The organism is Cryobacterium sp. M91 (genome assembly GCF_002929615.1).
Taxonomy (GTDB): Bacteria; Actinomycetota; Actinomycetes; order Actinomycetales; family Microbacteriaceae; genus Cryobacterium; species Cryobacterium levicorallinum.
This window is the reverse complement of record NZ_PJJT01000091.1, coordinates 152,225-166,416: the sequence shown is the minus strand read 5'-3', so window position 1 is coordinate 166,416 and position 14,192 is coordinate 152,225. Positions and strand designations below refer to the sequence as shown.

General features: G+C 66.8%; 15 protein-coding genes. 10 read left to right on the top strand and 5 right to left on the bottom strand.

The annotated features are described in order from the left end of the window. The first annotated feature begins 43 nt into the window (after window positions 1-43). Together CXY80_RS18100 and CXY80_RS18095 are read left to right on the top strand one after the other, a co-directional pair. On the top strand, window positions 44-841 hold the full coding sequence (locus tag CXY80_RS18100; RefSeq protein ID WP_092448887.1) for an SDR family NAD(P)-dependent oxidoreductase: 798 nt from the start codon (window positions 44-46) through the stop codon (window positions 839-841). A gap of 124 nt (window positions 842-965) precedes the next feature. Beyond that, window positions 966-2,390 carry an NAD(P)/FAD-dependent oxidoreductase gene (locus CXY80_RS18095; RefSeq protein WP_092448886.1) on the top strand — a complete coding sequence of 475 codons (1,425 nt, stop codon included), beginning with the start codon at window positions 966-968 and terminating at the stop codon, window positions 2,388-2,390. A gap of 9 nt (window positions 2,391-2,399) precedes the next feature. On the opposite strand, the gene CXY80_RS18090 is transcribed toward CXY80_RS18095, so the two are convergent. From CXY80_RS18090 to CXY80_RS18080, 3 genes are all read right to left on the bottom strand, one after another. Continuing rightward, window positions 2,400-3,059 (bottom strand): Pr6Pr family membrane protein, encoded by a 660-nt coding sequence (locus CXY80_RS18090; protein ID WP_092448885.1) that lies wholly within the window; start codon window positions 3,057-3,059, stop codon window positions 2,400-2,402. Between the two features lie 72 nt (window positions 3,060-3,131). Beyond that, a complete protein-coding gene (locus CXY80_RS18085) occupies window positions 3,132-3,401 on the bottom strand; it encodes an acylphosphatase (protein ID WP_104133294.1) in 270 nt (89 codons plus the stop codon). Between the two features lie 22 nt (window positions 3,402-3,423). Next, on the bottom strand, window positions 3,424-4,653 hold the full coding sequence (locus tag CXY80_RS18080) for a CdaR family transcriptional regulator (RefSeq protein WP_146070767.1): 1,230 nt from the start codon (window positions 4,651-4,653) through the stop codon (window positions 3,424-3,426). 104 nt (window positions 4,654-4,757) lie between these two features. Between CXY80_RS18080 and CXY80_RS18075 the strand changes: the two genes are divergently transcribed. The 6 genes from CXY80_RS18075 to rraA all read left to right on the top strand — a co-directional run bounded on the left by CXY80_RS18075 (window position 4,758) and on the right by rraA (window position 10,030). Beyond that, window positions 4,758-5,624 (top strand): chorismate synthase, encoded by an 867-nt coding sequence (locus tag CXY80_RS18075; RefSeq protein WP_104133292.1) that lies wholly within the window; start codon window positions 4,758-4,760, stop codon window positions 5,622-5,624. Beyond that, window positions 5,621-6,730, top strand: coding sequence for an o-succinylbenzoate synthase (gene menC / locus CXY80_RS18070; RefSeq protein WP_104133291.1), 1,110 nt, complete (start codon window positions 5,621-5,623; stop codon window positions 6,728-6,730). The genes CXY80_RS18075 and menC overlap by 4 nt, the downstream gene beginning before the upstream one ends. 25 nt (window positions 6,731-6,755) lie before the next feature. Further along, a complete protein-coding gene (locus CXY80_RS18065) occupies window positions 6,756-7,691 on the top strand; it encodes an ABC transporter substrate-binding protein (RefSeq protein WP_092448880.1) in 936 nt (311 codons plus the stop codon). 4 nt (window positions 7,692-7,695) lie between these two features. After that, window positions 7,696-8,697, top strand: a complete 1,002-nt coding sequence (locus CXY80_RS18060; protein ID WP_092448879.1) for an amino acid ABC transporter permease — start codon at window positions 7,696-7,698, stop codon at window positions 8,695-8,697. Continuing rightward, window positions 8,694-9,500 (top strand): amino acid ABC transporter ATP-binding protein, encoded by an 807-nt coding sequence (locus CXY80_RS18055; RefSeq protein ID WP_092448878.1) that lies wholly within the window; start codon window positions 8,694-8,696, stop codon window positions 9,498-9,500. Before CXY80_RS18060 ends, CXY80_RS18055 begins: the two co-directional genes overlap by 4 nt. A gap of 62 nt (window positions 9,501-9,562) precedes the next feature. Then, window positions 9,563-10,030, top strand: coding sequence for a ribonuclease E activity regulator RraA (gene rraA / locus CXY80_RS18050; protein WP_092448877.1), 468 nt, complete (start codon window positions 9,563-9,565; stop codon window positions 10,028-10,030). A 59-nt stretch (window positions 10,031-10,089) separates the two neighbouring features. Here the strand turns inward: rraA and CXY80_RS18045 are convergent, their stop codons facing one another. Both CXY80_RS18045 and CXY80_RS18040 read right to left on the bottom strand, forming a co-directional pair. Next, window positions 10,090-10,677, bottom strand: a complete 588-nt coding sequence (locus CXY80_RS18045; protein WP_104133290.1) for a PepSY domain-containing protein — start codon at window positions 10,675-10,677, stop codon at window positions 10,090-10,092. Window positions 10,678-10,917: 240 nt separating this feature from the next. Further along, window positions 10,918-11,865, bottom strand: coding sequence for a hypothetical protein (locus CXY80_RS18040; protein WP_104133289.1), 948 nt, complete (start codon window positions 11,863-11,865; stop codon window positions 10,918-10,920). 146 nt (window positions 11,866-12,011) lie between these two features. Between CXY80_RS18040 and CXY80_RS18035 the strand changes: the two genes are divergently transcribed. Further along, entirely contained in the window at window positions 12,012-12,686 is a 675-nt protein-coding gene (locus CXY80_RS18035) for a response regulator transcription factor (protein ID WP_104133288.1), read from the top strand. 77 nt (window positions 12,687-12,763) lie between these two features. Beyond that, window positions 12,764-14,191: a cell wall metabolism sensor histidine kinase WalK gene (locus tag CXY80_RS18030; protein ID WP_104133287.1), complete on the top strand. Its 1,428-nt coding sequence runs from the start codon at window positions 12,764-12,766 to the stop codon at window positions 14,189-14,191. The last annotated feature ends 1 nt before the right edge of the window (window position 14,192 follow it).

The following is a 14,192-nucleotide window of genomic DNA, read 5'->3' as shown; positions in this document are numbered from 1 at the left end:
TCAACCGGCACGGTCTGCGGTGAGAGGGCACTAACCTGACGCCATGACTCCCGCACCCGCGCTCCCGGCCGCCTTCAACCTCGGCGGGCACACCGCACTCATCACCGGGGCGGGCAGCGCCACCGGTATCGGCTTCGCCGCAGCACGGATGCTGGGTGAACTCGGTTGCCGGGTGATCCTCACCGGCACGACGGCGCGGGTGCACGACCGGGCGCGCGAACTGACGGCACACGGACTCGATGCGAGCGGAATCGTCTGTTCCCTCGACTCGGTCGACGGTGCCGAGGGACTGCGGGTGGCGCTCGCCGCGACCGGGAGCGAGCCGACGATTCTCGTGAACAACGCGGGCATGGTCGCGGTCGGCGACGCCGAGATGGGCCACGGAGATATCCTGACCAGTCCGGCCGAGTGGGAACACGGCCTCGCCATCAACCTGTCCACAGCATTTCATGCCACTCGCACGGTGATCCGGTTCATGCGCGCGGCCGGATGGGGTCGTATCGTGATGGTGTCGAGCGTGAGCGGGTCGATCATGGCCTGCCGCAATGATGTCGCCTACGCCGCAGCGAAGGCCGGGCTGGTCGGGCTGGTGCGGGCGCTCGCAGTGGACGAGGCCGAAGTGGGCATCACGGCGAACGCCGTCGCGCCCGGCTGGATCTCGACCGGCTCCCAGCTCACGAGCGAGGCTCTGGAGGGTGCGCTGGTTCCGGCCGGCCGAAGCGGCACGCCGGGGGAGGTCGCCTCCGTCATCGCGTTTCTTGCCTCGCCAGGAGCCGCCTACGTCACCGGGCAGGTGATCGTCGTCGACGGCGGTAACTCCGTGGCCGAGGAGCGACGGTAACCAGTCGCCCTCGAGAAGAAAATGTCAAGCGGCACGGTCTGCGGTAGTTTGGTCTCATGACTGGCGCCGTACTGAAGCTCTGCGGGCGCGCGCCCGGGATCCGCCGTTCTAAAGCAGACCGATCGTGAAGCGGCGCACTTTTCTGCTCGGCACGGCGTCGGGTTTTTCCGTGTTGGCTCTCGCCGCGTGCGTGTCCCCGGCGCCGGTTCCGACGGCATCCCCGGCGCCAACCACGCTCACGCCCTCACTGGTTCCTCAGCCGCTCGCCGTCTCCCGCACCAACTGGTCGACCGACCCCTTCTCGCGCGGATCCTTCAGCTACGCCGCCGTTGGGGCCACCCCGGAACACCGCGTTGCGCTCGGTCAGGCCGTCGATGCCCGGGTTTTTTTCGCCGGTGAAGCCACAGCAGTGGACGCGCCCGGCACGGTGCAGGGCGCCCGCGCGTCCGGCCTGCTTGCGGCCGGACGGGTGCAGGATGTCGCGGCTCCCGGCGAACGCATCACCATCGTCGGCGCCGGGATTGCCGGCATCACAGCGGCCCGCCAACTCGTCAATGCCGGCTACGACGTCGTCGTGGTCGAGGCGCGCGACCGTATCGGTGGGCGCATCGACACCGTCAGCAGCGACTGGCCCTTTCCGATCGAACGTGGGCCCTCTTTTGTGCACCGCACTTCTGACAATTTTCTCGACGATGAACTGACCACGCTCGGGGTCAGCCTGCTGCCGTTCGTGCGCACCCCGGAGGTGCGCACCCGGGCCGGGGCCGTCGTCGAGGTGTCGACGCTGGGCGCCGAGGCTGTCGCCGGTGCCCTCGACTGGGCAGCCGATCAGCAGCAGGATGTCTCGGTTGAACGTGCCCTGATCGATTCGGGTGAAGCGAAACTTTCGAGCACGCCCAACGCCGACGGCCTGTCGGATTCCGACTGGCTCGAGTACGAGATCGCCACGAAACTCAAGGTTGAAACCGGGGCAACGCCGAGTCAGCAGTCCGCCTGGTACACCACCGACATGGGCAGCGCCGACGATGACCAGATCGTGATCGGCGGCTATTCCACTCTGCTGAAAAGTGACGCCGACGGTCTGGAGCTATTGCTATCGAGCGTGGTCAACCGGGTCGCCCACGACGACGGTGGCGTGAGTCTGCGTCTCGGCACCGGCGAGTCGCTCTCGGCCGACCGGGTCATTCTCACAGTGCCGCTTGGCGTGTTGCAGACTGCCGCGATCGAATTTTCGCCGGCGCTGCCCTTCGCGCATCGCGGTGCCATTGCCGCCCTGGGAATGGGGGTACTCGACAAGGTCTGGCTGCGCTTCGACGAGCCGTTCTGGGACACCGAGGCCCGGCTATGGACCATCGTCGGCGAAGACGCCGATTTTCCGGTCTGGGTAAACATGATGCCGCTCACCGGGGAGCCCATTCTCATGGGGGTCGTGGCCGCCGAGAACGCCACTCGGCTGTCCGAGCTCGATGACGACGAGTTTCTCTCCGCGGCGCTCACCGCGCTCGAGCCGTTCCTGGCCGTTCCCGACGCGGCAGTTTCTGACGAATAGGCGCGCGGCTCAGAGGGACGAACCCCACGGCGGCAGCAGGTGCCGCGGCATCCGCTTCAATCGGGTGATCCAGGTGAGCAACGCTGCGATTCCGGTGATGATCGCCACGATGATCAGACAGTAGAACACGGTCTCACCGGGGCCGCTGACCTGCCGGGCGTCGAGGAAGAAGTAGGGATACCAGCCGACGATCGGCCCGCGAATGAGCGTGAACAACAGCCAGAACACCGGAAACACGATGGCCCAGCCGAGATATTTCCACGGCAGGCGAGCCTTGAACGGGTCGACCATCCAGTCGATCAGGGCGCAGGCCGGAATGACGAAGTGCAGCAGTTGGCTCGACCACGGCACCTCGATTGAGTAATTGGCGCTGGAGGACTGCCAGACGATGATTCCGTAGACCACTCCGGAGACCAGAATGTAGGTCGTTACCATGGCGCGCAGCATGTCGACCCAGACCGGGTCGGTCGGTCGCCGCAGAGCCACGATGGCTGCAGTGACGATCACGGCGACCGCTGCGATGGCGCTTTGCACGGTGAAATAGCTGAAGAAATTCGCGATGGCAAAGGTTGCGACACCGAGTGTGTAGTAGAAATAGCCGCTCAGAGCGAATATTCCGGCTGCGGCCAGGCCGAGGCGCGCCAGAGCGAACGCTGTGCGCGTCGTCATTGGCGTCCCCCGGCGGGGCTTTCGCGCGCGGTCATAATGCAACGCTACGCCAGCGTTAAGGGCGTTTTGACCCTAGTCGGTGATCTGAAAGTCGCTTGCGCCGGTCGCGGCGATGTCGCTCACGTCGAGCGCCGTCACGACGGCATATCGCGGGCCGGTTTCGAGCCAGCGCAGCATGCGCGAAACGGATGCCTCCCGACCCTCGATCTCGAGTTCCACCGTTCCGTCCGGGCGGTTGCGGCAATATTCGACGAGTCCCAGATGCCGGGCCTGGGCAGTAGCGTGGTAACGAAATCCGACGCCCTGAACCTCGCCGTGGGCCAGCACTCGTTTACGTATCACGGGACTATTCTGCTCCGCACAGCTAGTCGCCCACCCGCAGGCTCAGCCACAGCATGAGTGTGTCGTCGGCGTTGTCGAGGTCGATGCCGAACAGTTCCTGCACCCGCCGCAGTCGGTAGCGCAGCGTGTTCTGGTGCACCGACAGCAAGGTGGCCGTTCTGGCCGAGTCTCGCCCGCAGTCGAGGTAGCTGCGCAGGGTTGCGGCATACTCGGTGCCGGAGCGAGCATCGAGGTTGAGCACCGCCTGCGCCTGTGCCGAAAAGAGCCGCGGGGTATCCCGAAGAACCTGCCCGAGTTCGAGCAGACTCAATCGGCTGCCGACGTTCCGCGCGCTGACGACCTGGCCGGTATCGGCTGAATGGTCCGTCAACAGGAGGACCAAATCCGCGTCCCGCCGCGACCGGCTGATCGTGTCGACACCGGTCACCCGCGACCCAACGGATGCCCGCAGCACGATCCGCATCGCTCCCGTAGCCCGGGTCACCAATCGAGCTGCCATTGCCTCGATGCCGATCAGCTGCGTGTCGTCGAGCTGACCGCCGAAAAAAAGGGCATAGACCGTGGTGCCGATGGCCACACACTCCGTGCCGCTCTGGTGCGCTTCGCAGGCCATCGCCACCAGATCAACCAGCCGGTTCAGGCGCAGCTCGTCGCCCGCGGGGCCGAACTGCGGTTGAAAGGCCAGAGCCACGAACGGGCCGGCCAAGTCGAGGTCGAGCTGAGCGGCGACGAGTCGGGCATCCGCATCGCCGTCGAGCAGCCGACGCAGGAGCACAGCGCGTTGCGCCCGAGCCAGGTCGGCCGCGCTGCGGGCGCGCAGAATATGCAGCGCCGCGATGGCTGCGGCGCGTTCAAGCTCGGTGGCAGCAGCATCGTCGAGCGAGCCGGTGACGTCGACGACCCAGATCGACCCAAGGGGCTCGGCGCGGGCCCGCACGGCGACCGCCAGTCGGGCCAGCCCCACCGGCACGGCGGGTTCGCCGGGCAGGCTCGGTGTCATCGCTCCGGGTAGCCGAACCGCGCCGGACGCCCGAAACAGTGCGGCGTAGGCCTCTGCGTTATCGGGTAGGTCGGGCACCTGACGGCCCAGAATGCCGTCGCGCCTGGTGTCATCGATCGTCTGGTCTGGCAGCGTGGAATACGCGAGGACCCGAGTCTGCAGATCTTCGATCGCGGTCGCGCCGCCGACCATCGCGGCGATCGCATTTGCCAGCGCGAACAGGTCACCGACCGGCAATCCCAGGGTAGTCATTCGTTCACCATACCCATCCGCTTTGTGCTGCACGACCATAACTATGCTTTTTCTTGGTGCTGCCCGCTAAAGATCGGAGGCTGCGACCCGACCACACTAGGCAGATGTCCCCGCACCGGCCCCTCGCCGCACTCACGGACCAGGCCCAGCAGGCGGCCCGGGTCGCCGCCGAATCGGCCGGGGTACGGGTGAGTGACGAGGCCAGCCTGGCTGGCTTTCTCGAGGTCGAGCAGCTGTTCAATACGGTCTGGCTGCTGCCGCCCGGCGAGAGCGCCATCCCCTCCGAACTCTTGCGCAGCATTAGCCACGCCGGCTGCAACGTCACGGCGGCCCGCGACCAGACCGGCCGCCTCGTGGGCGCCGCTGCGGCCATCGTTAGTCCGAAGTCCGCGTCGATGTACTCCCTTATTGCCGGGGTTCTGCCCGGAATCAGCGACCGCGGCGTCGGTTTCGCCCTGAAGCAGCACCAGCGGGCCTGGGGCCTGGCGCGCGACCTGACCGAAATGACCTGGACCTTCGACCCCCTGGTCAGCCGCAACGCGCGCTTCAACCTCACCAAACTCGGCGCCTCGGCGAGCGAGTACGCCGTCGACTTTTACGGCCCGATGCAGGGCGAGATGAACGCGAACGACGAGAGTGACCGACTGGTCGCGGTCTGGCCGCTCACGAGCACGCAATCGACTGCCTGCAGCGAGAACCACCAGGCCCCGATCGACGGCCCCTCCTACAGCCCGAGCGATGTGCTCAGAGTAGGACCCGACGACGACCCCGTGCTCGTAATGGCAGCCGGCGCCCTGTGGTGCCGGGTTCCGACCGACATTGTGGCACTGCGCGCGCAAAACCCGCAGCTCGCGGCCGAGTGGCGGCGCAGCATCCGTTCTATTTTTACCGACGTATTCGCTTCGGGGCATATAGCCCGTGGGGTCAGCCGTGACGGCTGGTACCGACTCGCACCAGGAGGAACCGCATGAAAATCGAGACCATCGAGCTACGCCGCGTACACCTGCCGCTGGTGCGGCCGTTCCGTACCTCGTTCGGCACGTCGACCGAGCGTGAAGTGACGCTGGTACGTGTCATCACAGCGGATGCCGAGGGCTGGGCCGAGTGCGCCGCCGACGCGCATCCGCTCTACAGCAGCGAATTTCTCGACGCGAGCGACCTGGTCATTCGCGACCACCTTGTGCCCCGGCTGCAGGCGCTCGGCAACCGGCTCACAGCCGAATTGGTTGCCCCGGCGCTCGAACCGGTCAAGGGGCACATGATGAGCAAGGCCGTCCTCGAAACGGCCATTCTCGACGCGCAGCTCAAGACCACCGGGGTGTCCTTCGGCGGCTACCTCGGCGCCGTACGGGAGACCGTGCCGGCCGGCGTCTCCGTCGGCATCATGGACTCAATCCCCGAGCTGCTTGACGCGGTCGCCGGCTACCTCGCCGAAGGCTACCTGCGCATCAAACTCAAAATCGAACCGGGTTGGGACCTCGCCCCGGTGCGCGCGGTGCGCGAACGCTTCGGGCCAGACATTCTGCTGCAGGTCGACGCCAACACCGCATACACCCTCGCCGATGCCCGCCACCTCGCCCTGCTCGACCCCTTCGACCTGCTGCTGATGGAACAGCCGATGAAGGAGGACGACATGCTCGGCCACGCCAATCTGGCCAAGCTCATCTCCACGCCGATCTGCCTCGACGAGTCGATCGAATCGGCCAGAGACGCCGCGACGGCGATCACCCTCGGTGCCTGCAGCATTATCAACGTCAAGCCCGCCCGAGTCGGCGGCTACCTTGAAGCTCGGCGCATTCACGATGTCGCAGCGGCACACGGCGTGCCGGTCTGGTGTGGCGGCATGCTCGAAACCGGCGTCGGTCGGGCGGCGAACGTAGCCCTCGCCGCGCTGCCGAACTTCGTGCTGCCGGGGGATACCTCGGCCTCTAACCGGTACTTCGCGCAGGATCTCACCGCACCGTTCGAGCTCGAAAACGGGCACCTGCGGGTGCCCACCGGGCCCGGCATCGGCGTTGAGGTATTGCCCGAGGTGCTGGCCAGCGTCACCGCCAGCACCGACAGCATCCGTTTCTAGCCTTACCCAACAACAGGAGACCGTCATGACCCTGCACGTGAAGCTCGAAACTCGCTCGCACCGCCGGCTGACCTGGCCGGTGCTCGGCCTGGCCCTGAGCCTGGCCCTGAGCGGATGCTCCGCCACCGTCGACAGTACCGAACCCGCCGCCGTGACCGGCGACGTCGACCCGGCCGCCGCGGCCGCCCTGCCCGAATCGATCAAATCGGCCGGAATCATCAGGGCGGCCTCTGACATTCCCTACCCACCGATGGAAATGTACGACGTCGAGCAGAACATCACCGGTTTCGACCATGACCTCGCGGCCGCCCTCGGAGTGAAGCTCGGCGTGCGGTTCGAACTGCAGAAGCAGTCCTTCGCGACCGCGATTCCGTCGCTGCAGGCCGGCAAGAACGACGTGATCATGTCGGGCATGAACGACACCAAGGAACGGCAGGGCACCCTCGACTTTGTCGACTACTTCCACGCCGGATTCTCGATTCTCGTGCTCGCCGGCAACCCCGAGAACATCACCGGGGTGCTCGATCTGTGCGGCAAGGAGGTCGCAGTGCCCAAGGCCACCGTGCAGGCGGATATTCTGCGCGGCTACGACGAAGAGTGCACCGCGGCCGGCCCCGGCCCGGTGATCATCTCCGAATTGCCCGGCGAGACTGAGGTGCAAACCGCAGTGCGGTCCGGCCGGGCCGTTGCCGAGGTCGTCGACTCCGCCGTCGCCGCCTACACCGCGCAAACCGCCGGTGACGGTGAGATGTTCGAGGTCGTCACCGACGAGGCCAACCCGAACGGGTACAGCCCGGTCTACAGCGGAATCGGCATTCTCAAGGAGAACAGCGAACTCAGCGAGGCCATCCGTCTCGCCCTGGTCGCGACCATCGCCGACGGCACCTACGCCGAGATTCTGGCCAAGTACGACCTCACCAACTACGGGCTCGACGAGGCCGGCTTCAACCTCGGGTCGTGACCTGATGCCGAACCCACGCGCCGTGGCCACCCGCGAAAGAGACTCTCGCGATCCGGACCCGCTCAACCCGCGAGCCCCAGTGGCGCGCGACCCTGACGACATCGACGCGGTGCCACTGCGGCATCCGTGGCGTTGGGTCATCGCGGTGCTGCTCCTGCTCGCGTTCGCCGGAGTCGCCGTGTCGCTGTGGCAGAACGACAATGTGAACCATCCGACCATCAACGAGTTCATCTTCGACCGGCGCATTCTCGACGGCGTCGTACTCACGCTCGTGCTCACCGTCGTGTCGATGGTCGTGTCGACGGTGCTCGCCGTGCTGCTGGCCGTCATGCGGCTCTCCAACAACCCGGTGATGAACGCGCTGTCCTGGCTGTACGTCTGGGCTTTTCGCGGCACGCCGCTGTTGATTCAGATCGTATTCTGGGGCTACCTCGGGCTGCTCTATGCGCAGATCACGCTCGGAATTCCGTTCACCGACTTCAGCCTGTTCTCGGTCGATACGAACACGCTGATTCCAGCCTTTGTCGCGGGGCTCCTCGCGCTCACCCTTAACCAGGCCGCGTACTCGGCCGAAATCGTGCGTGCCGGAATGCTCTCGGTCGACGAAGGCCAGTACGAGGCCGCCTACTCGGTCGGTATGAGCCCCACCTTCACCCTGTTCAAGGTTGTGCTGCCACAGGCGATGCGGGTGATTATTCCGCCGATGGGTAACGAGACCATCTCGATGCTCAAGAACACCTCGCTGCTCTCGGTGATCGCGGTACTCGAGGTGTACACGGTCGCCACCCAGATCTCCTCGCAGAACCTGCGCCAGGTCGAACTGCTCGTGGTCGTCAGCTGCTGGTATCTGTTTCTCACCTCGGTGCTGTCAATTCCGCAGTACTACCTGGAACGCCACTACGGCCGCGGCAACGCCCGCACGCTGCCGCCGACCCCACTCGGACGGGTCTGGGCGGTCCTGCGCCCAACGCCCCGCCCGACCACACCGAGAGCGGATGCCCCATGACCGATACGCGCGTCACAACAGCCGTACCGACGGCATCCGTTTCTGCACCCTTGTTGAGCGCGCGCAAGGTTCGCAAGAGTTTCGGTGGTGTCGAGGTACTCAAGGGCATCTCGCTCGAGGTCGCGGCCGGGCAGGTGATGTGCCTGCTCGGGCCATCCGGCTCCGGCAAGAGCACGTTTCTGCGCTGCATCAACCATCTCGAGCGCATCGACGGCGGCCGCATCTCCGTCGACGGCGAACTCATCGGCTATGCGGCCAGACACGGCCGCATCTTCGAGATGAACCGGCGCGAGGTCGCCAAGCAGCGCGGCGGCATCGGCATGGTGTTCCAACGATTCAACCTGTTCCCGCACATGACCGCCCTCGAGAACATCACGGCGGCGCCGATCGGGGTGCGCGGGCTGGCCAAGCCGGCCGCCCTGGCTCGCGGCCGGGAGCTGCTCGACCGGGTCGGACTCGCCGACCTGGCGCAGTCGTACCCCGCGCAACTCTCAGGCGGGCAGCAGCAGCGCGTCGCGATCGCCCGCGCCCTGGCCATGGATCCGAAGCTGTTGCTGTTCGATGAGCCGACGAGCGCGCTCGACCCGGAGCTGGTCGGTGATGTGCTCGATGTGATGCGGGCGCTCGCCGCCGATGGCATGACGATGGTCGTGGTCACCCACGAGATCGGCTTCGCCCGCGGTGCCGCCGACGAGGTCGTGTTCATGGACGGCGGGGTCGTCGTGGAGAGCGGGCCGCCAGCGAGCGTGCTCGACCATCCGCAGAATCCGCGCACCAAGGCATTCCTCGACAGCGTCATGTAGCTCGGTGGACGCGCACGCTTGACCGGGGCCTACTCTGTAAGCAACGAAACCCTGGAGGAACAATGACCGTGTTGACCGCCGATTTGTACGACGAACGTGGCGACGAGCTGCAATCCGTACCCCTGCAGTTTCAGACGATCGGCGGGCGGGCCCGGTTCAGCGGCCCGATTCGCACGGTCACCTGCTTCGAGGACAATGCGCTGCTCAAGTCGATCCTGTCCACGCCGGGCGACGGCGCCGTGCTCGTCATCGACGGGGGTGGTTCGCTGGGCTCAGCGCTCATGGGCGACATGATCGCCGACCTCGCCGTGGCGAACGGCTGGTCTGGCGCGATCATTAACGGCGCCGTGCGCGACCGGGTCGCCATCGGAGCCCTCGACCTCGGAGTCAAGGCCCTCGGCAGCAACCCGCGCAAGAGTTCCAAGACCGGTTCGGGGGTAGCGGATGCCGTCGTCGAGATCGCCGGCGTCGTCTTCACCCCCGGGCGCACGGTGTACTGCGACGAGGACGGCATTCTGGTCGAGCGCTGACCCCTTAAACGCGTGAAGCGCTGAGCGAATTCGCTCAGCGCTTCACGGAAAAAAGGGAATTACTGCAGAACGTCGTCGATGCTCACGACGACGAAGTTGGCGTCGAGGTCGACGTCCCGGTCGTCGCCGTTGTCGAGGGTGACCTCAACCTCGTAGAGGTGGTCCCAGTCGTCATCGCGGTCGAAGTCGGTGACGCGACCGCTGCCGATCGCGGCGAGGGCTGCGGCCTCCGCGCTGGCACGGTCGCTGGCGGCCTGGTCGGCGGAGCCGGTGTCGGCCGTGGCACTCGGAGTGGCGATTGCGGAAGCGCTCGGGGCGGCGCTCGACGAGGATGAGTTGCTGTCGTCGGTGTCGTAATCGCCGACCCAAACCACGTCGAAGGCGTCGTTGAGCTCAACGTCGACGGTCGTGCCGTCGTCCAGACGCACCTCGAGGTCGTAGGCGCTTCCGCCGTCGTCGTTGCGGTCGGCGTTCGTCACGGTGCCGGGGCCGACCTCGGCCAGGGCGGCGTTGCTGGCGCGGTCGAGGGTCTCACCGGTAAGGGGGCCGTCGTTGTCGTTGTCGCTCACGGCGAGGGCAATGCCAGCGCCGCCGAGGAGCAGAACCACGCCAGCGGCGGTGGCGATGAGAATATTCTTCTTGTTCATGGTGCAGTGCCTTACGTCGGTGCCCCCAGAAGCCGGAGACCGAACGGCCGTGCCCAAGTTGCTGGGTTCAGCATAAGCGAAGTAATGTACACCCCCTAATGTGAGAGAGCAAGCCATAACCTATTCACTGGTCGCCAGTCAGGAGGCCCAATTCCCTGGCTGAAGCTGCCCGCCCGGCGGCAATAGAAACCGCTCGGCGGCCCGGCGAGGGGCCGCCGAGCGGCGCAAAACGGTGAGCGGTTACGCGGCGGGCGTGCTCGGGGTGTCGGTCGGGGCGACGGGTGCGGTGCCGTCGGTCGGCGGGGTGACGCTGGTGCCGACATCCGCTCCCCGGGGGCCGCCGTGACCGCCGCCCATGCCGGGACCCCCGATGCCGGGATCACCCATACCGCCGTCGATGCCATGGCCCGCCGAGGCTGTGGTGATCGACGTCGCATCGAGGCTCGTGTCATCGTCATTGACCGTTCCGGTGGCGCGAATTTCGGTGCCATCTTCGAGGTCGGCCGCAAGCCCGTCGCCGTACTCGGTGTCGTCGGTGACGTTGATCGTGCGCACGAACCCGTCGTTGTCGGTGATCGTGATGGTGTCGCCCGACACGGTCAGCACGGTGCCCGAGATGCTCGGACCGGAAGCGTCGAGGCCGGCCCTTCCGGTGGACGACCCCGGGCCGCCGTCAGAGTCGGAGCCGCCGTGTCCGGGGCCATCGGAAATGCGGGAATTGTTCGACGCAAGTTCGGCGTTCGAACCGGAATTCGCGGCAATGCCGAAGCCTATTCCGGCGCCACCGAGGATGATGACCGCGGCGGCGACTCCGCCGATAGCGACCGGCTTGCGGTACCAGGCGCGGGGCTTCGGCGCGGCGGGATCGAAGGGTGCGCTCGGAGTGGCGTAGCCGGTTGAGGCTGCTGCGAAGGGAACCGTCGCGTTCGCGTCGACCGGCGTTCCAGTTAGGGGAACGGTCGCGTTGGAGTCAAAGGGCAGGGTCTGCTGCGCGTCGTACGGCAGGTCCGACTGCGCGTCGAAGGCCTCGGTCGCGGCGGTATCGGTGCAGGACTGGGCAGTGTCTGTCTTCTTAGTGTCTGTCGTGTCCGCGCTGGTGTCCAAGGCGTCGGGTGTGGTGCGGGGCTCGACGGTGTCGTCGGCACCGTCGGCGGGATCGGTGGGCTGGGAATCGTTGGTGCGGGTCATACTGTCTCCTGACGAAATGAAGTGAGTGGGGGGATCTGTTTTCAGCCTTTGGCGCGAATCTGAAGACGAACTGAATCCCGCCCGACGCGGCCAAACGGTCAGCGGGCGCATAGCAAACGCTCAGCTTGGCCCCGCACTGTTAAACCGTGCCCACCGAACCTGCCCGCGTCCTCGTCGTCGAAGATGAAGACGTGCTGCGCACCGCGATCGGCCAAGCCCTCACTCACGCCGGGTTCGTGGTCGATACCGCGCCGGACGGCACGAATTTCTCCGAACGCATCGCCCGCTTTCGACCGGATGCCGCGGTGCTCGACATTATGCTGCCCGGTGAAAACGGCCTGCACCTGGCCCAGCGGCTACGGGAAGCCGGCAACACCCCGGTGTTGTTCGTGACCGCCCGCGACGCGGTCGATGACCGGCTCGCCGCCTTTGAGGCCGGTGCCGACGACTACATCATGAAACCGTTCGTGCTGGCCGAGCTTGTTGCCCGCGTCACCGCTGTGCTCCGCCGCACCGGCCGCCTGGTCTCACCGACCATGCAGGTCGCCGACCTCGTCGTCGATGAGGAGGCCGCCACGGCCACCCGGGCTGGCCAGCTGATCGACCTCACCGCGACCGAACGCCGCCTGCTCACCTACCTCGTGCACAACCGCGGACGTACCCTCTCCAAAACCCAGATCCTCACCCAGGTCTGGGGCTACGACGACTACGATCCCAACCTGGTCGAGGCGTACGTGAGTACCCTGCGCCGCAAACTCGATGCCAACGGTCCGCGCCTCATCCACACCGTGCGCGGAATCGGCTACCGCCTCACGGGCTGACCGGCTCGTCTCGGCCAGCGGATGCCGTTTGCTCGCCGCATCCGTTTATCTCCCGCTCCCATTAGAAAGCACCCCTCATGCGGACCACGTCCCTACGATTGCGAGTCGTCGCCGCTGTTCTGGCGATGCTCACGATTGTGCTGGTCACGGTCGGTATTCTGATCAACGTCGTGCTCGGCGGCCAGCTGCGGGCCGACCTGCAGCAGCGCCTGATCGACCGGGCCGGCTACGCGCAGATTCTGGCCGAGGAAGGTCTGGCGGCGCAGAGCCTGGCCAACCGGCTGACCGGCGATGACGTCACCGTGACCTACTCGGTCGGCGGCGACACCGTCTATGGCCGCACCGATCCCACTCCCCGCGGTGACCGCGGCCCTGGCGCTCCGCCGCATGCCGAGACCGTGCCGGGCGCCGTCGTCACCCAAAGCGGCGACCGCCTCTCGGTCACCCAGACCGTGGCCGGCGGAACCCTCACCCTCAGCTCGAGTGAGGCCGGCATCGACGCGGCCCTGGCCCAGCTGCGCACGATCGAGGTCGTCGCCGGTGCGCTCACGATTGTCGTCACCGGGCTGCTGCTGTCCGGTGTGGTCGGGGTGGCGCTGCGCCCACTGACCCGCATGACCGAGCTCGCGCTCGCCATCACCCAGGGAGGGCGCGGCGGCCGGCTGCGCCCGAGCAATCCGCGCACCGAGATCGGGCGCACCGCCGGCGCCTTCGACGACATGCTGCAGGCGCTCGAAACCGCCGAAAACACCTCTCGCCAGGCCGCGGCCGATGCGCAGGCCGCAGAAATCACGGCCCGTGATGCCGCGCAGGTCGCGGCTGCCGCCGAGGAACGGATGCGCCGGCTTCTCGCCGATGTCTCGCACGAACTGCGCACCCCGGTTGCTGGCCTGCAGGCCAGCGCTGAAACGCTGCTGCGCGACAATCCGGCCCGCGCTGAGCGCGAGAGCCTCACGGTCGGCATGATTCAGCAGACCCAGAGAGCTGCCCGACTGGTCGATGACCTGCTGCTGATGACCCGGTTGGACCAGGGCGATGAGGGCGCGGCCTTCGAACCGATCGACCTGTCCGCGCTCACCCGCGACGTCGTTGCCGAGCAGCGGATGCTCGGGGCCAGCCGCGAATTCGACCTCGCGGTCGCGGCCGAGGTTTGGGTGAGCGGTGACGCCCAGCGCCTGACGCAGATCGTGACCAACCTGCTCGGGAACGCGCGCACTGCGACCGAGCCGGGTGGCAGCATCCGCACCAGCCTGGCAATCGTTGATGGCACCGCCCGGCTGGAGGTCAACGACTCCGGCGCCGGCGTTCCCGCGCCAGACCGCGAGCGCATCTTCGAACGGTTCGTGCGCCTCGACCCGTCACGGGCCAGCAATCGCGGCGGCTCCGGCCTCGGCCTGTCGATCGCCCGGGCCCTCGCCCGTGCGCACGGCGGTACCCTCGAGTGCCTCGAACCGGTCGCGACGGGTGCGCGCTTCGCCCTGACGCTGCCCCTGGCACGCGCCTAGC

Bases quoted from the DNA above. Each gene is read 5' to 3' on its own strand.
- CXY80_RS18100 (WP_092448887.1), top strand. From the start codon at position 44: ATGACTCCCGCACCCGCGCTCCCGGCCGCCTTCAACCTCGGCGGGCAC.
- CXY80_RS18090 (WP_092448885.1), bottom strand. From the start codon at position 3,059: ATGACGACGCGCACAGCGTTCGCTCTGGCGCGCCTCGGCCTGGCCGCA.
- CXY80_RS18080 (WP_146070767.1), bottom strand. From the start codon at position 4,653: ATGACTACCCTGGGATTGCCGGTCGGTGACCTGTTCGCGCTGGCAAAT.
- CXY80_RS18075 (WP_104133292.1), top strand. From the start codon at position 4,758: ATGTCCCCGCACCGGCCCCTCGCCGCACTCACGGACCAGGCCCAGCAG.
- menC (WP_104133291.1), top strand. From the start codon at position 5,621: ATGAAAATCGAGACCATCGAGCTACGCCGCGTACACCTGCCGCTGGTG.
- CXY80_RS18065 (WP_092448880.1), top strand. From the start codon at position 6,756: ATGACCCTGCACGTGAAGCTCGAAACTCGCTCGCACCGCCGGCTGACC.
- CXY80_RS18060 (WP_092448879.1), top strand. From the start codon at position 7,696: ATGCCGAACCCACGCGCCGTGGCCACCCGCGAAAGAGACTCTCGCGAT.
- CXY80_RS18055 (WP_092448878.1), top strand. From the start codon at position 8,694: ATGACCGATACGCGCGTCACAACAGCCGTACCGACGGCATCCGTTTCT.
- rraA (WP_092448877.1), top strand. From the start codon at position 9,563: ATGACCGTGTTGACCGCCGATTTGTACGACGAACGTGGCGACGAGCTG.
- CXY80_RS18045 (WP_104133290.1), bottom strand. From the start codon at position 10,677: ATGAACAAGAAGAATATTCTCATCGCCACCGCCGCTGGCGTGGTTCTG.
- CXY80_RS18040 (WP_104133289.1), bottom strand. From the start codon at position 11,865: ATGACCCGCACCAACGATTCCCAGCCCACCGATCCCGCCGACGGTGCC.
- CXY80_RS18030 (WP_104133287.1), top strand. From the start codon at position 12,764: ATGCGGACCACGTCCCTACGATTGCGAGTCGTCGCCGCTGTTCTGGCG.